Here is a 16,473-nt window from a genome sequence, read left to right as displayed (position 1 = left end):
ATGGGCAGGATCGATTACCAAGACGACCCGACCGCACCAGCAGCGAATTCGTTGGTGCCTGCCGCTTCGGTGGTGGTCGTAGACGACCGGGGGCACATCCTGCTGCAACGCCGCGTCGACAATGGGATGTGGGCGTTGCCCGGCGGAAAGATGGAACTCGGGGAATCGCTCGCAGGGTGCGGCATCCGCGAGACCTGGGAGGAAACCGGAATCGACGTCGAAATCGTCGGGATCGTCGGGACGTACACCGACCCGGGTCACGTCTTCGCCTACGACGACGGCGAGGTCCGACAGGAGTTCTCGATCTGTCTGCTCGGCAAGCCCACCGGCGGTGACCTCCGCTCGTCGGACGAGTCGCACGAGGTCGCGTGGTTCACGCCCGACGACACCGACACGCTTCCGATGGTGGACGCCATCCGGCTCCGCCTCTCCGATTGGCGATCCGGCCGGTATCCGGTGGTCCGCTAACCTGCACCTACACACAACGACAGCCCCGGACCACGAGATTCCGGGGCTGTTCTGTGTATGCGATCCGGTGAGTCGGAGGTCGCGGCGTAGCGCTGCCTCTCTCAGCGGTCTTTTCGGCCGCCTACAATTGATCCTCCGCGTATTCGGAGATCCGCCAAATCGCCGCGTCGGCGGATTGCAGCACCCGGTCCGGAGTCGGGCATGGACACTGCGGGCAGGCCCTCCCATCGAATCCAGCGCCGCCGATCAGTACCTCGAGCGGCCCCAGCGCCGCGTCGCGGTATCGATCGGCTCCGGCGGCCCTGGCCCGGATGGTCGAGTCGTCAGGCCTACGGCAGAAGCCACCGAAAGCTGGACCTGTTCCGCAGCAACGCGGCGGTGGCCGAATGGCCGGGCGCGGGCCGGCAGGCGCCGGTACGGTGCGCGCCGTGCGCCGGGCCAGCTCACCGGGACGCAGATGCGGCCACCACCCACACAGATCCGGCGCGCCCACGGCAATGGCGGCATCGGTGCCGGTGAGCGCGCGCTGGCCGAATACCTCGCCCGCCCGGCCTGGGTTTCGAACTGAACCGATCGGTCGAGCCGATACCGATCGGCCACTGACCAGTCCGGGCGTGACCCCAGATGACCAGTAGGTATTGCCGTCGGGTGAGAAGCGTGGGTGGGCAACCGGCTGCCTCGACCCCGACCCCGCCGAGCGCTGCACCGCCCGCCCGGTCTGATCCGGCGGCACCGAGTCAGACGCGCGATTCGCCCGATCGATAGCCGCTGCAGCCGAGCGCCCCCGGAAACCTCGTCATCCGATGTTCCAAATGCAATACTGGAAACGCTACAGTATGACCCACCGCAGCGTCTGTGACGGTCTGCCACGAGGCCTCGACGGCGGTATCCGCAACGAAGGGACAGGGAATGACAACGCTGGACTATCTGGCCATCGACGTCGACAACCACTACTACGAATCATTGGATGCGTTCACCCGCCACTTGCCCAAGGAATTCCGGCAGCGCGGAGTGCAGATGGTCCAGGACGGCAAGCGCACCCTCGCGATCATGGGCGGGAAGGTCAATCACTTCGTCCCCAACCCGACGTTCGACCCCATCATCGAACCCGGCTGCCTCGATCTGCTGTTCCGCGGTGAGATCCCGGACGGCGTCGATCCCGCCTCGCTGATGAAAGTCGACCGCCTGGCCGACCACCCGGAGTACCAGCAGCGCGACGCCCGCGTACCGGTCCTGGACCGGCAGAAGCTCGAGACCGTCTTCATGCTGCCCACCTTCGCCTGCGGGGTCGAGGAAGCCCTCAAGCACGACATCCCCGCGACGATGGCCTCCCTGCACGCCTTCAACCTGTGGCTCGACGAGGACTGGGGATTCGACCGGCCCGACCATCGAATCATCGCCGCGCCGATCATTTCGCTCGCCGACCCGGTGGCCGCGATCGAAGAAGTCGAGTTCGTGCTGAGCCGGGGCGCCAAGATGGTCCTGGTCCGCCCGGCGCCGGTGCCCGGTGTCACGCACCCACGATCGCTGGGCGACCCGCTGCACGACGCGGTGTGGGCCCGCTTGGCCGAGGCGGGGGTGCCGGTCGGCTTCCATCTGTCCGACAGCGGATACCTCGCGATCAACGCATTGTGGGGAGGCAAGGCCCAATTCGAGGGATTCGGCAAAAAGGATCCGCTGGATCAGATCCTCCTGGACGACCGTGCGATCCACGACACCATCGCCTCGATGATCGTCCACCAGGTCTTCACCCGGCATCCGAAGCTCAAGGTCGCGAGCATCGAGAACGGCTCGTACTTCGTCCACCGCCTGATCAAGCGTCTGAAGAAGGCGGCGAACACCGCGCCGTACCACTTCACGGAGGACCCGGTCGAGCAGCTGAAGAACCATGTCTGGATCGCCCCGTACTACGAGGACGACGTCAAGCTCCTGGCCGAGACGATCGGCGTCGACAAGATCCTGTTCGGCTCCGACTGGCCGCACGGCGAGGGTCTCGCCGATCCGACCACCTTCACCGCGGATATCCCGCAGTTCCCGGAGTTCTCCTACGAGGACACCCGAAAGGTGATGCGTGACAACGCACTCGAACTGATCGGCGCCAAAGTCACGCTGGACTGACTCGGCGGACCCACCGCATAAGCCCGCCCGCCCCAGCACCGGAACGACGGTGCTGGGGCGGGCGTCCTCATTTGGCCATGAACCTGGTGACGTCGAGAATCAGCACGACACGGTCGTAGACGTCGTCGGGCAGTCCGCCTCCGGCGTCACCGTAGAGTTCGTTCAGCTCCTGGTAGAACTCGCCCTTCTCGTCCCCGAGCACCGTGACCAGCCACCCCCGGGTTTCCAGGCATCGCGACGGCGCATCCGGATCCGTGATCAGGAACGAATAGTTCGGATTCGCTTGCAGGCTGGTGAATTTGCGACGCGGAATGGTATGGCTCATCCGCAGATGCGCACCGTCCCACTTGAACCGCATCGGCGACAGATCCGGAGCACCGTGTGGCGCGACCGTTCCGAGAACACCGACGATCGGCCGCCGGAGCAGGTCCGCGAGCTCGGCGGGCACCTGTGCGGTCATGACACACTCCATCTTCGGTTCGCTGTGACGATTTCCATGTCGCGTCTACCGCGCGATCACCGAGTCCGCGAACGCCCGGATCGACCGGGCCGCGGCATCGGGACTCGTACTGTCGGCGTGCACGACGGCCCAGGTGGCGCCTCGCTTCCCGAGGTCCTCCAGTACGTCGATCGCGGTCCGTACCGAGGAGCGGTCGGCGAAATCGATCACCGGGCAGACGATCTGGATGTCGACGGAGTCCGGATCACGTCCGGCGGCGGCCAGTTCGCGACGCAAGCCGTCGACGCCTTCGCTGAAGTCCTCGGCATTCTCGATCGCTGTCGTGCGCATCGCCGCGGCCATCCCTCGATCCGCGATGATGGGCATCCACCCGGAACCGTGCCGGATGACCCTGCGCCGGGCGGCGGCCCCGTTGCCCCCTATCCACAGTGGTGGATGGGGCCGCTGAACCGGACGCTGTAACCACACCGACCCTGGCGCGCCGAAACCTTCTCCCGTGACCGGAGATCCGGGGTCGGACCAGATCCGGCACATCGCCTCGAGCGACTCGTCGAGCAGGCGACCCCGCCGGGTGTGATCGATGCCGAGCGCGGCGAACTCCGCGCGCAGGTATCCGGCTCCGACACCGGCGATGAGCCGGCCTCCGGAGACGATGTCCAGACTTCCCAGCGCCTTCGCCGCGAGATACGGGTTGCGGAAAGGGAGCACGTACAGGTTGGTGAGCAGCCGGATCCGCGAGGTCACGCCGGCGATGTAGCTCAGCGCCGCGATCGGGTCCAGCGTGTTGTGCCCACCGTTGTGCCGCCATTTCAGCGACGGCGCGGGGTGCTCGCTCAGCGCCACCGCGGCGAATCCGCACTCCTCGGCCGCGATCGTGAGATCGCGGATCACCGAGGGATGCAGAAATTCCTCCGAGGCGCCGGGACGCTCACCGGGGTACTCCAGAACGTACTTCATCACTGACAACCTCTGCCTCACCGATCCTCGCGCCGCCGTGACGCCGCACGGCCACCAGACGACAGTAGCCCGTGCAGTTTCTTCTACTGTATATATTACAGTAGACACCTTCGCGGCCGATGTCACCGGCCCGACGACGCAAACGAGGTCAGCTGTGCAGATTTCCGCCGAGGCAGGACCGGAAGGACCGCTGTCCGGGCTCACCGTGGTCGCGCTGGAGCAGGCGGTGTCCGCGCCGATGTGTACGCGCGTCCTCGCCGACTTCGGCGCCCACGTGATCAAGATCGAGAATCCGGCCGGCGGCGACTTCGCCCGGCACTACGACGATGTCGTCCACGGCCTCGCCGCGCATTTCGTGTGGGCGAATCGGGGCAAGGAGTCCGTCGCGCTGGATCTCAAGGATCGCGACGGCCGCGCGATCCTGCGGCGGATCCTCGGGACCGCCGATGTCTTCGTGTCCAACCTCGCACCGGGCGCGGCGGCCGCCCTCGGGTTGTCGGCCGAGCAGCTGACGGCGGAGTTCCCTGAGCTCGTGGTGATGGAGATCGACGGCTACGGCGCGGGCGGCCCGCTGTCGCACAAACGGGCATACGACCTGCTCATCCAGGCCGAGTCGGGCACCTGCGCGGTCACCGGTACAGCGGACGCGCCGGCGAAGCCCGGACCACCCATCGCCGATGTGAGTTCCGGCCTGTACGCCGCGCTGACGATCCTGGCGCTCATCTGCGCCAAGCGCACCCCCAACGGTCGATCCGTTGTGCCCGCCAGCGCGTCGGTGAGCCTGTTCGACACCGCGGCCGAGCTGATGGGCTACCACCTCACCTACACCCGCCATACCGGGGTCGACCAGCAGCCGTTGGGCATGAGTTCGCCCGCGGTCGCCCCGTACGGCGCGTACCGCACCGCCGACGGTGCGACGGTCGTCCTCGGTACCACCAACGACCGGGAGTGGCAGCGCCTGTCCCGCGACCTGATCGACCGGCCGGACCTCGCGGCCGACCCCCGGTACGCCACCAATGCCGACCGGGTGCGGCTGCGCGACGAGCTCGACCGGGAGATCGCCCGCTGGTGCGGCCGCCACGAGGCCGACGCCGTGCAGGAGCAGGCGGACGCGGCCGGTATCGGCAATTCCCGGTTCCGGACGCCCGGCGAGGTGCTCACGCATCCGCAGCTGGCGGCACGGCGGCGCTGGCGCGACGTCCCGACCCCGGCGGGTCCGGTCACCGCGCTGCTGCCACCACCGGTCATCACCGGCTTCGAGCCGCCGATGGGCGCGGTACCGGCACTGGGTGAGCACACCGAAACCGTCCTGGCGAGAGCGGGTTTCACGCCGGACGAGGTCGAGGAGTTCCGCAGCCGGGGCGCGATCGGGCCCGCCGGGAACAACGACGAAAGGACGATCCAGTGACCGCAGAACCCACCTTACTCATCGACCAGACCGACGGGGTGCGCACCCTGACGCTGAACCGCCCGCGCCGCAAGAACGCGATCAGCTTCCCGCTGTGGCACGCGCTGCGGGCAGCGCTGAGCGACATCGCCGGAGACGAGACGGTCCGCGCGGTGATCCTCACCGGTGCGGGCGAAACATTCTGTGCCGGTGCCGATATCGCCGATGCCGAGGGCATGGACGAATTCCCCGATCCCCGCGCGGAACTCGCGACCATCAACGACACCGTGCGCCTGCTGCACGAACTGCCGGTGCCGACCCTGGCCAAGGTTCGCGGCGTCGCCGTCGGCGCGGGCTGGAACCTCGCGCTGGCCTGCGACCTCGTGATCGCGACGCCGGAGTCGAGATTCTGCCAGATCTTCGCCCGCCGGGCGCTGTCGCTGGACTGTGGTGGTTCCTGGCTGCTGCCGCGACTCGTCGGCCTCCAGCAGGCCAAACGCCTCGCCTTGCTGGCGGAGATGATCGACGGAACGCAAGCCCTCGAACTGGGCTTGGTCACCTGGCTGCACACCGCCGACACGATCGACGGCGTCGCGACCGAGCTGGCCCAGCGCCTCGCCGCCGGTCCGCCGTTGGCACTCCGGCAGACCAAGGACCTGCTCAACACAGGTACCGGTCGCACCCTCCCCGAGGCCCTCGACGCCGAAGCGTCGGCCGCGAGCGCCAATCTCGCGGGACCGGACGTGCTCGAGGCATTCGCCGCCTACGCGGAAGAGCGCGAACCGCGCTACACCCGCGCCACGGAAGTCACCGCGTGAGCGGCCGTCAGGGAAGCACACCGCGACGGAGGCGCGAACGTGGCTCCCTCAATCCGGAGGACATCATCGACGGCGCGTTCGAACTGGCCGAGCAGGTCACCGTGGACGGCCTGAGCATGCCGCTGCTTGGCAAACACCTCGACGTCGGGGTGACCAGCATCTACTGGTATTTCCGCAAGAAGGACGATCTGCTCAACGCGATGACCGACCGCGCGCTGCGCCGCTACCTGTACGCGGTGCCCTTTCCCTCGGTCGAGCCGCACAATTGGCGGGATTCGCTGGCCCGGCACGCGCGGATCATGCGCCGCACCTTCCTCGACAACCCGATCCTGTGCGACCTGGTCCTGATTCGCTCGGCGCTGAGCCAGCACGCGGCGCGCCTCGGCGCCGAACAGGTGGAGCGGACCGTGGCGAACCTGGTCAGCGCCGGGTTGTCGCTCGACGACGCGTTCACCGTCTATTCGGCGGTCAACCTGCACGTCCAGGGATCGGTGGTGCTCCAGCGCCTGCACGACAAGAACCAGGAGCTGGGCAGCGAAGCCGCCGCGTACTACGACGTGATCCGGATCGAGCCCGAGACGACACCGCTGCTCGCCGCGGCCATGGCGGAAGGGCGCCGCTCCGGCGCACCCGACGACCGCAACTTCGAGTGGGGTCTGGCTTCGGTGCTCGACCGCGCCCAGCAGGCGATCGCGATGCGAAGCAGCCCCTAGCCGCGGATGGCCATGCGTGACTGGAGAACCTGAATGGAAGGCGGTACCGAGGTGGAGCCGACACGGCGCGGACCCGGCGCAGAACCCACGACCCTGGGCGGAGCGCTGCTCGCGCACGCGCGAGCGTTCCCGGACCGCCCGCTGCTCGATCGGGGAGACGAGCAGCTGACCTTCGGTGCCGCGGAGCATCGTTCGGCGCTGCTCGCCCGCGGTCTCGCCGGACTCGGCGCAGGCAAGGGCGTGCACATCGGGCTGCTGTACCCCGACGGGGCGGAATTCGTTGTCGCGCTGCTCGCCGCCGCGCGCATCGGAGCCGTCGCCGTCCCGCTGCCCGCCTCTGCCGGCCCCGTCGAGATCCGGAATCTGCTGGCCCACAGTGATGTCCGGATCCTCCTGCGGGCGCGGGAAGATCACCTGCCCAGTGCGGCCAGGGTGGTGTCGGAGGCCTTGCGCGGTGCGGAATTCGATGCCGAGGGGAGGTGGTATTGCACGGCGGCACCACAGTTGCGCCACGTGGTCACCGACAGCACGACACCGGCACGGTACGCCCCGGACGTCCACCGATGGGCCGACGCCGTCGACGACGAACAGCTGGCCGCGATCGAAGACGATGTCCATGCCGCGGATCCGCTGTGCCTGCTTTATCTGCCCTCGACCGGTGACTCGCTCACCGGTGCCGTGCATACCCACGGCTCGCTGCTCGGCGGTCATCGCGTACGCAACCGGACGAGTGGGCTGGCCGCGAAGTTCGTGCTGCGTACAGATCACCCGCTCCCCTCCCCCGCCGGAATCCTGTCCGGGTTGCTGCCCGCCGTGCTCGCCGGCGCGACGCTGCAACGCCGTGACCTCACCGCTCCCACGCAGCTCCCCGCCGGTTGCCCCGAGGGGCCGGGCTCGATCGAAGCGGGCGGTTCGGTTCTGTGGCACGGGGACGAGCGCCGGGCCGGCGGAATGCCGATGCCGGGCTTCGATACAGCGGTCCTCAACCCCGATACCGGCGCCGAGGTCGATCCGGGAGTGGTCGGCGAGTTCTGTTTCCGCGGACCATTCGTCATGCAGAACTACCATCGGCGAAGCCGTGAGGAGTGCTTCGATCCCGATCAGTGGTTCCACACGGGCGAACTCGTCCATCGCGACGACGACGGCGTGATCCACCCGGTGGGTCGCGGTATCGAGCCGTCGCCGCGGGCGCACCCGGGCGAGCATCCGGCCACGACCATGGACCGGCTCGTCCGCGATCGGGCCGAGAGGTTCGGCGATGTTCCGGCGGTGATCGAACCCGGTGGCCGGCTCACCTACGGCGAGCTCGACTCGGCGACAAGCGAACTCGCCGCCGTGCTCGTCGGTTCCGGTGTCGGCAAGGGAACCCGGGTGGGCCTGCTGCTGCCCAACGGCATCGACTGGGTCCGGATCGCTATGGCGCTCACCAGGATCGGCGCGACCCTGGTCCCGTTGAGCACACTGCTGCGTCCCCCGGAGTTGCGTGCCCAGCTGCGGGTCGCCGCGGTCCGGATCGTGGTGACGGTGCCGGAGTTCCGCGGCCGGAACTATCTCGCGGATCTCCCACCGGCTCACCCGGACGGCACGGTCGCACCCGATTCGTCGCTCCCGGCGCTCAGGCAGATCTGGACCGCGGATCGGCTCCTGACCGCGAAGCCGACCGGCCGAGCGGTCCGGATCGCAACAGCCCTGGCCGAATCCGTGTCGGCTGCCGACACCTTCGCCGTTCTGTTCACGTCGGGAAGCCGGGGCATGCCCAAGGGAGTCCTGCACTCCCACGGCAGTGCTTTCGGCGCTGTCCGGGCCGGCTTATCCGCCCGCGCCATCGACGCGAGCACCCGCCTCTACCTGCCGATGCCGTTCTTCTGGGTCGGCGGCCTCGGCGGCGGAGTGCTCTCGACACTGCTCGCGGGTGCCACGCTCGTCACCGAAGCCGTCCCCCACCCGCAGTCCACCCTCGAGCTGTTGCGCAGGGAACGGGTGACGCTGTTCCGGGGCTGGCCCGAGCAGGCCGAGGCCCTTGCCCGGGTGGCCGCGACCGACGGTGTCGCCGTCACGACGCTGCTGCCGGGCAGCCTGGACGCGTTGCTGCCCACCGATCTACGGCCCAGACCCGGTGCACGCGCCAACCTGTTCGGCATGACCGAATCGTTCGGCCCGTACAGCGGGTATCCCGCGCATACCGATATGCCCGCGTCGGCCTGGGGCAGCTGCGGGCAGCCGTTCGCCGGGACGCAGCTCCGGATCACCGACCAGGACACCGGATCCGCGGTGCCCGCAGGCGACGTGGGTGTCATCGAACTCCGCGGACCTCACCTGCTGCGCGGGATGTGCCTGCGCGAGCGCGCCGAATTCATGACACCGGACGGCTTCTACCGCACCGGCGACCTCGGCCGTGTCGACGACCAGGGCTTCCTCTTCTATCACGGACGTGCCGACGACATGTTCAAGGTCAGCGGCGCGACGGTGTATCCCAGCGAGGTCGAGCGGGCTCTGCGCGGTGTCGACGGCGTCATCGATGCGTGCGTGACCGATGTCGCGGGCGAGCACGGCGCACGTGTCGGCGCGCTCGTGGTCTGCGACAGCTCGGCCACGCCGGACGGACTACGCGCACAGGTCCGGGAGTCGTTGAGCGCCTTCAAGATACCCACGGTGTGGGTGCTGACGGATTCGCCCGAGCGGATCCCGCGCGGCGCGACCGGCAAAGTCGACATCCGCGGTCTGCGCACCCTGCTGCAGTCCCCCCAGCCGGAAGGAGCTGGTCGGTGACCGAGGATCAGCAGTCCGCGACACAGCCCCTGGCCGGGGTCCGGGTCGTCGAGATCTCCAGCTTCGTGGCCGCACCGCTGGCCGGGATGACGTTGAGTCAGCTCGGCGCCGAGGTCATCCGGGTCGACCCGCTCGGCGGTGCGGCCGATGTCCACCGGTGGCCGTTGACCGATGACGGCGCCAGCATCTACTGGACAGGCCTGAACAAGGGCAAACGCTCGGTCACCGCTGATCTCCGGTCCCCGGCGGGACAGCAACTGGTCAGCCGGCTGATCACGGCCGGTGGCCCCGCGGGCGGAATCCTGCTGACCAATGTGTCCGGCCGAGATTGGCACAGCCATGCCGCCCTGGCCGCCCTGCGGCCCGATCTGATCCATCTCGAAATCCTCGGCCGCGCGGACGGGTCGACCGCCGTCGACTACACCGTGAACGCGGCCACCGGCTTCCCACTCGTCACCGGACCGGCCGACCACGCCGAACCGGTCAATCACGTTGTGCCCGTGTGGGACCTGCTCTGCGGCCTGTACGCGGCGCTCGCGATCACCGCCGCGGTCCGGCACCGCGACGCCACCGGGGAGGGCAGCCGGATCTCGCTGCCACTGGAGGACGTCGCGCTGGCCACCGCGGGCAACCTCGGGTTCCTCACCGAGGCCATGGTGTGCGAGCGCACCCGCCCCCGGCTCGGCAATGCCGTCTACGGCCAGTTCGGCGGGCATTTCACCGGAACCGACGGCGCGACCTTCATGGTGGTGGCACTGACCGCCCGGCACTTCCGGGATCTCACCGAGCTCACCGGGACCGGCCACGTCGTCGACGCGCTCGCCGTCGCGCTGGCGGCGAACTTCGCCGAGGAAGGAGATCGCTATCGCCATCGCGAGGTGCTCACCGGTCTCGTCGCACCGTGGTTCCGTGCCCACACCGGCGCGCAGATCACCGCCGGACTGGCGGGAACATCCCTGCTGTGGGAGCGCTACCGGACCTTCGGTGAAGTCGCCGCCGACCCGAAAGTCACCGCCAATCCCCTGTTCTCGCCCCTGGATCAGCCCGGCATCGGCACCTATCTCGCGCCCGGCGCGCCGGTTTCGATCAACGGGACGCACCCGCCCGCCCGGATCGCTCCGGCGCTGGGTCAGCACACCACTGCGGTCCTGCGCGACCTGATCGGGCTCTCGAACCCGTCCATCACGGATTTGCGGTAGGCAGCGGTCGTGGCGGCCGATACCTGATCCGCGTGCGACCGGACGGCTCGGTCAGCTCGGGCGCCGCCGCGAGAGCAGCGCCTGGGCCCGGGTGAGGTGCGGCCGGTCGAGCAGGGCACCGCGATGGCCGATCGCCCCTGCCGCGGGGTCGGCGGCGAACAGATCCACGATCTCCTGGGCGGCGGCCAATTCGTCCTCGGTCGGTGCGAACACGTCGTTGATGATCCCGACCTGGTCCGGATGGATGGCCAGCATGCCCCCGAAACCGTCCTGCCTGGCACGGACGCAGCGCGCCCGCAGCCCGGCGGAGTCGCGGTAGTCGGCGTGGATGGTGTCGACGGCGACCGCCCCGGCGGCAGCGGCGCCGAACAGGCACAGGCTGCGCGCCGTCTCGAGGACCGGACCGAACCGTCCGTCGGCGCCGCTCACCGCCGCCGCGCCGATCTCGGCCGCGAGATCGGCGACACCCCAGGTGACAGCGGCCAACCGGGGCGCACCTCGATAGGTCCCCATGGTGTGGACCGATTCGGCGGTCTCCGGGGCCAGCGCGATCACCGCGGTGTGCCCGGGCGGTGTTCCGCCCGCCACTTCCAGAGCGGACAGATAGTTGTCCAGCGTCCGCAGGTCCTGGCCGCCGCGGGCTTTGGGCAGCATGATGCCGCCGGGCCGGGCGGGCAGCACCGCCGCCAGGTCCGTCAAGGTGTGCGGGCTGTCGAACGGGTTCACCCGGACCCACAGCCGCCGCCGGTCCGCGGCGGGGCAGTCGGCCAGGAATTCCGCGCACAGGGCGCGAGCGTGGGCTTTGCGATCCTGCGCCACCGCGTCCTCGAGATCGAGGATCACGATATCGGCCGGGCTCGCCGCAGCTTTCGTCGTCTTCCGCTCGCTGTCGGCGGGAGCGAACAACCACGATCTCCGACCGAGGTCGGCACCTGCGCCGCGGGCCTCACTGAATATCATCCCGTGAATGATACTGTATTGGATTCGGTTGTTCACCTGCGCGGGCCGCGCGCCCGCGTGCCGGGCAGCGGAAACTCCATCGGTAATGGTTACTGTGGTAAATAACAAAGGCCGCGCACCGATATAGCCCCCACACCAAAGACTCCACGAAGGTGGCCACAGATGACGAAACGAGCAACCACGGACAGGCGCCTCCGGCGCGAGCGGGGTTCACTGAACCCCGACGACATCCTCGACCGCGCTTTCGAGCTCGCCGAGGAGATCTCGCTGGACAACCTGAGCATGCCGCTGCTCGGCAAGCACCTCGGCGTCGGCGTCACCAGCATCTACTGGTACTTCCGCAAGAAGGACGAACTCCTCAACGCGATGACCGACCGAGCGTTGCAGCAGTACGAGAATGCCGCGCCGTTCATCGAGACCGACGACTGGCAGGACACCCTGCGCAACCACGCGCGCACCATGCGCAAGACGTTCCTGAGCAACCCGATCCTGTGCGATCTGATCCTCATCCGCGGCGCGCTGAGTCCTCGTGCCGCACAGGTCGGCGCCGTGATGACCGAGAAGGTCGTCGCCAACCTGGTCGAGGCGGGGATGTCGATCGATGACGCGGTGGACACCTATTCCGCGGTCCAGCTGCACACCCGAGGCTCGGTGGTTCTGCAGCGGCTCTACGACAAGAACAAGGAATCCGGCGACGAGCCGGGTGCGTACTACGAACACCTGCAGATCGCAGCGGACACCACCCCGCTGCTGGCCGAAGCGAGCGCCAGGGGCCACCACAGCGGCGCTCCGGACGATCACAACTTCGAATACGGGCTCGACTGCATTCTCGAACGAGCGGTCCGCCTGATCGCCACGCCCGCCAAGAAGACCCCGGCCACGAAGGCCGCGGCGAAGAAGACACCCGCGAAACCCGCCGCCAAGGCCACCGCGGCGAAGAAGACCACGACGGCCCGGAAGACGGCCACCCCGCGCCGTACCCGCGCGGCCTCGGGTACCGAGTAGCGGCCCCGACCGCTACGCCAGCTCGTCGAGCCGACGGACATTCCATCGGCCGGTGAACGCCGTCTCCCGTTTCTGCGCGAACGCCGCATAGGCCTCGGGCAGATCCTCGACGGCGAAATTGACCGCCTGCGCGCGCGACTCGCCGGCCAGGGCCTCACGCAGGGATCGGTCCACACCCTCGTTGAGCAACGCCTTGGTCTGCGAGATCGCGATCGGCGGGCCCGCGGCGAGCCGCTGCGCGATCCCGTCGACGAACTCGTCGATCTCCGCCTCGGGCTTGATCCAGGTGAGGAGGCCGAGTTCGCGTGCTTCGGCCGCGTCGATCGTTTCCGCGAGCAGCGCGAGCCGCTTGGCCTGCTGAACGCCGACGAGCTTGGGCAGCAGCCACGAGCCCCCGCAGTCGATCGAGAGCCCGCGCCGGGTGAACACCTGGGAGAACGTCGCGTCCGGTGTAGCGACGACCAGGTCGCAGCCCAGGGCCAGGTTCCAGCCTGCGCCGACCGCGACCCCGCGCACCTTCGCGACGGTGGGCACCGGCAGATCGTGCAGGTATTGGGCGACATCGGTGATCGCCCGCAGCTTCCGGAACGGCGCGGCATAGGGATCGCTGTCGACGACGTCCGCGCCCGAGCAGAAGGCGCCACCCGCCCCGGTGAAGACGACAGCACCCACGCCGGGTTCGTGGGCAATCGCGTCCAGCGCACCGCGCAGCGCGTCCCACAGTTCGAGGGTGATCGCGTTCTTGCGGCTGGGCCGATTGAGCGTGAGCGTCACGACGCGGTCGTTGCGCTCACGGCGCAGAATGTCGGTCACGTGGATCGGGTCCTTCCGTCCTGCCGGCGTCACCCGGTGCGCGATGACAGAAACAGGTCGGTGTCGAGCGGAGCCAATCCTGGCACCGCCCGGTATCGGCCGAAGTCGGTGACGCCGTGCGCCGCCAGCACGTCCTCGTCGATGAGGAACCGGCCCGCGACCTCGCCCGGCGAGGTGAACACCAGATAGGCGGCGTCGGCGCAGATCTGCGGGATCCGCGAGGTGGCCACGCGCTCCGCTCCACCGGGCCGGTTGCGGATCGCCGCGGTCGCGATCGTCGTGCGCGGCCACAGGGAGTTGACCCGGATGCCGCTGCCGCGCAGTTCCTCGGCGAGCCCCAGCGTGACCAGCGACATGCCGTACTTGGCGATGGTGTAGCCGAGATGAGCTCCGGCCCAGCGTGGTTCGAGGTTCAGCGGTGGCGACATGGTCAGGATGTGCGGATTACGGCTCGCCTCAGCCGATTTCCGCAGGTACGGCAGCGCCGTCTTGGCCAGCAGGAAACTGCCGCGACAGTTGATGTCCTGCATCAGGTCGTAGGCCTTCATCGACAGGTCCTCGGTGCGCGAGAGGTCGATCGCGGAGGCGTTGTTGACCACGATGTCGATCCCGCCGAACCGCTCGGCGGTCTGCTCGACCGCCGCCGCGACGACATCGTCCCGGCGGACATCGCCGATCACCTTCAGCACGGCGCCGCCCGCCAGCTCGAGCTCCTCGGCGGCGGTATGGATGGTGCCGGGCAAACTCGGGTGCGGCTGATCGGTTTTGGCGATCAGGGTGATGTTGGCGCCGTCCGCGGCCGCCCGCCGGGCGATCTCGAGTCCGATGCCCCGGCTACCGCCGGACATGATCATCGTTCGCCCCGCGAGGGCTCCGTCACCGTCGGGCATTCGGCCGGTCTCCGATCCGCTCGACCCGGCGGCCAGGCCGGCGGGTAATCATACTGTTGCCATTACAGTACACACCCCCGGAGCTCGCGTCCAATAACTCTTACTGTAATACTGACAGTATCTTCCGGCCGATTCCGGCGCGCGCTCTCGCCCGTCGACGACGGCTCACCCCCCACCCTGCCCCCGAGGAGCGGAACACCATGGCCTACGTCATCACCCAGCGCTGCTGCAACGATGCCAGTTGCGTCGCCGACTGCCCGGTCGACTGCATCCGGCCACGTCCGGACGAACCCGGGTTCGCGACCGCCGAGATGCTCTACATCGATCCCGACACCTGCATCGACTGCGGCGCCTGCGTCGACGCGTGCCCGGTGGATGCCGTCTTCGCCGAGGACGACCTGCCCGACGTGCTGACCGGATTCGCCGACATCAACGCCGCGTACTTCCGGCGGCATCCGCTGCTGCCCGCGGCCGACCCCGTCGCGCCCCTGCGGTTGCCGAAGGACCTCGGCCCGCTGCGGGTGGCCATCGTCGGCGCCGGCCCCGCGGCCTGCTACGCCGCCGAGGAACTGCTGCGGCGCTGCGCCGCCGAGATCGAGATCTTCGACCGCCTCCCCACCCCGTGGGGCCTGCTCCGTTCCGGAGTCGCGCCGGATCATGGGAGCACCAAGGCGATGACGACCCGGTTCGAGCCGGCCCTCGGCCGCGAGGCCGTCGGGCTCCACTTGAATGTCGAAGTGGGCGTTCATGTCTCACACGACGAGCTGCTCGCCCACCACCACGCGGTGCTGTACGCGGTCGGCGCCTCCGGCGACCGCGCCCTGGACATCCAGGGCGAGGACCTGCCCGGCTCGCATTCCGCCACGGAGTTCGTCGCCTGGTACAACGGTCACCCCGACTACGCCGACCGGGCGTTCGACCTGTCGGGCCCGCGCGCGGTGATCATCGGCAACGGCAATGTCGCCCTGGATGTGGCCCGGGTCCTGACGATGCCACCGGATCTGCTCGAGGGCCGGACCGATATCGCCGAGCACGCGCTCACGGCCCTGCGGGCGAGCGGTATCACCGAGGTCGTCCTGATCGGGCGGCGCGGTCCGCTACAGGCGGCCTACACCGGTCCGGAATTCCTCGCGCTGGGCCATCTCGACGGTGTCGACGTCGTCGTCGAGGAGACCGACCTCGACCTGGACCCCGGGAGTCGCGCCCTGCTCGACGATCTCGCCGCCGAACCATCACTGCGGCTGAAGTATTCGGTGGCACAGCAGTACTCGACGTCGGCAGGCACGCCGGGACACCGCCGTATCGTCTTCCGCTATCTCGCCTCCCCGACCGCACTGACCGGTGACGGCAAGGTCGAGTCCGTCGAGCTGGTCCACAACGAACTCACCGCGCGGGACGGGCGCCTCCGTGCCGAGCCCACCGACCGCACCGAAACCCTCACGGCCGGACTCGTACTGCGCGCGGTCGGCTATCGGGGTACTGCGCAACCCGGTCTGCCCTTCGATCCCACGCGTGGGGTGATCCCCAACGAGCACGGCCGGGTCGTCGGACCGGACGGCGCACCGGTGGACCGGGTCTATGTGACCGGCTGGATCAAACGAGGTCCGCAGGGCGTCATCGGGACCAACCGAGTCGACGCGCAGGAGACGGTCGAGGCCATTCTGTCCGACTTCGCCGCGGGGCGCCTGGCGTCGCCCAGCGGCGACCGGGCCGCACTCACCGAACTGCTCGACCGCAGGCAGCCCGACCGCATCGACCGGGACGGCTGGGCGGCCATCGATCGCGCCGAACTTGCCGCGGGCGCCGCCGCAGGCAGGCCGCGCGTCAAACTGGCCACCCGCGCCGCCCTGCTCGCCGCGGCCTGCGCACCGCAGCAGTCCTGAAAGCGCCACCGCCGCTCCGGATCACGGAGCGGC

The 16,473-nt window shown here is 69.0% G+C and carries 14 protein-coding genes and 1 pseudogene; 10 read left to right on the top strand and 5 right to left on the bottom strand.

Annotated features, from left to right (window positions below; genetic code table 11):
• Both ACWF9G_RS08725 and ACWF9G_RS08720 read left to right on the top strand, forming a co-directional pair.
• On the top strand, positions 1-468 hold the full coding sequence (locus ACWF9G_RS08725; RefSeq protein ID WP_379311011.1) for an NUDIX hydrolase: 468 nt from the start codon (positions 1-3) through the stop codon (positions 466-468).
• A gap of 909 nt (positions 469-1,377) precedes the next feature.
• Positions 1,378-2,586, top strand: coding sequence for an amidohydrolase family protein (locus ACWF9G_RS08720; RefSeq protein ID WP_357347430.1), 1,209 nt, complete (start codon positions 1,378-1,380; stop codon positions 2,584-2,586).
• A gap of 67 nt (positions 2,587-2,653) precedes the next feature.
• Here the strand turns inward: ACWF9G_RS08720 and ACWF9G_RS08715 are convergent, their stop codons facing one another.
• Positions 2,654-3,046, bottom strand: a complete 393-nt coding sequence (locus ACWF9G_RS08715) for a pyridoxamine 5'-phosphate oxidase family protein (protein WP_379311111.1) — start codon at positions 3,044-3,046, stop codon at positions 2,654-2,656.
• A 45-nt stretch (positions 3,047-3,091) separates the two neighbouring features.
• Complete coding sequence (locus ACWF9G_RS08710; RefSeq protein ID WP_379311110.1) at positions 3,092-4,003, bottom strand: LLM class F420-dependent oxidoreductase; 912 nt, start codon at positions 4,001-4,003, stop codon at positions 3,092-3,094.
• Positions 4,004-4,157: 154 nt separating this feature from the next.
• Between ACWF9G_RS08710 and ACWF9G_RS08705 the strand changes: the two genes are divergently transcribed.
• The 6 genes and pseudogenes from ACWF9G_RS08705 to ACWF9G_RS08680 all read left to right on the top strand — a co-directional run bounded on the left by ACWF9G_RS08705 (position 4,158) and on the right by ACWF9G_RS08680 (position 10,889).
• Entirely contained in the window at positions 4,158-5,411 is a 1,254-nt protein-coding gene (locus ACWF9G_RS08705) for a CaiB/BaiF CoA transferase family protein (RefSeq protein WP_379311109.1), read from the top strand.
• Entirely contained in the window at positions 5,408-6,208 is an 801-nt protein-coding gene (locus ACWF9G_RS08700) for an enoyl-CoA hydratase/isomerase family protein (RefSeq protein WP_452514598.1), read from the top strand. Before ACWF9G_RS08705 ends, ACWF9G_RS08700 begins: the two co-directional genes overlap by 4 nt.
• Complete coding sequence (locus tag ACWF9G_RS08695; RefSeq protein WP_379311107.1) at positions 6,205-6,921, top strand: TetR/AcrR family transcriptional regulator C-terminal domain-containing protein; 717 nt, start codon at positions 6,205-6,207, stop codon at positions 6,919-6,921. The genes ACWF9G_RS08700 and ACWF9G_RS08695 overlap by 4 nt, the downstream gene beginning before the upstream one ends.
• 33 nt (positions 6,922-6,954) lie before the next feature.
• Positions 6,955-7,977, top strand: a pseudogene (locus tag ACWF9G_RS08690) (AMP-binding protein); the annotation flags it as partial.
• 162 nt (positions 7,978-8,139) lie between these two features.
• The gene (locus ACWF9G_RS08685; RefSeq protein ID WP_452514750.1) at positions 8,140-9,690 is read left to right on the top strand and encodes an AMP-binding protein; all 1,551 of its coding nucleotides are present in this window, start codon (positions 8,140-8,142) and stop codon (positions 9,688-9,690) included.
• Positions 9,687-10,889, top strand: coding sequence for a CoA transferase (locus ACWF9G_RS08680; RefSeq protein ID WP_452514597.1), 1,203 nt, complete (start codon positions 9,687-9,689; stop codon positions 10,887-10,889). Before ACWF9G_RS08685 ends, ACWF9G_RS08680 begins: the two co-directional genes overlap by 4 nt.
• 51 nt (positions 10,890-10,940) lie before the next feature.
• On the opposite strand, the gene ACWF9G_RS08675 is transcribed toward ACWF9G_RS08680, so the two are convergent.
• Positions 10,941-11,849: an HpcH/HpaI aldolase/citrate lyase family protein gene (locus tag ACWF9G_RS08675; RefSeq protein WP_452514596.1), complete on the bottom strand. Its 909-nt coding sequence runs from the start codon at positions 11,847-11,849 to the stop codon at positions 10,941-10,943.
• A gap of 162 nt (positions 11,850-12,011) precedes the next feature.
• On the opposite strand from ACWF9G_RS08675, the gene ACWF9G_RS08670 reads away from it, so the two are divergent.
• A complete protein-coding gene (locus tag ACWF9G_RS08670; RefSeq protein WP_452514595.1) occupies positions 12,012-12,854 on the top strand; it encodes a TetR/AcrR family transcriptional regulator C-terminal domain-containing protein in 843 nt (280 codons plus the stop codon).
• A gap of 12 nt (positions 12,855-12,866) precedes the next feature.
• Here the strand turns inward: ACWF9G_RS08670 and ACWF9G_RS08665 are convergent, their stop codons facing one another.
• Together ACWF9G_RS08665 and ACWF9G_RS08660 are read right to left on the bottom strand one after the other, a co-directional pair.
• A complete protein-coding gene (locus ACWF9G_RS08665; RefSeq protein WP_452514594.1) occupies positions 12,867-13,667 on the bottom strand; it encodes an enoyl-CoA hydratase/isomerase family protein in 801 nt (266 codons plus the stop codon).
• A gap of 29 nt (positions 13,668-13,696) precedes the next feature.
• A complete protein-coding gene (locus tag ACWF9G_RS08660; RefSeq protein WP_452514593.1) occupies positions 13,697-14,557 on the bottom strand; it encodes an SDR family oxidoreductase in 861 nt (286 codons plus the stop codon).
• Positions 14,558-14,757: 200 nt separating this feature from the next.
• On the opposite strand from ACWF9G_RS08660, the gene ACWF9G_RS08655 reads away from it, so the two are divergent.
• Positions 14,758-16,440, top strand: coding sequence for an FAD-dependent oxidoreductase (locus ACWF9G_RS08655; RefSeq protein ID WP_452514592.1), 1,683 nt, complete (start codon positions 14,758-14,760; stop codon positions 16,438-16,440).
• Positions 16,441-16,473 lie beyond the last annotated feature (33 nt).

This window comes from Nocardia sp. NPDC055029 (assembly GCF_053608525.1).
Note: the sequence above shows the minus strand (reverse complement) of the source record. Positions and strands in the feature narration are given on the sequence as shown.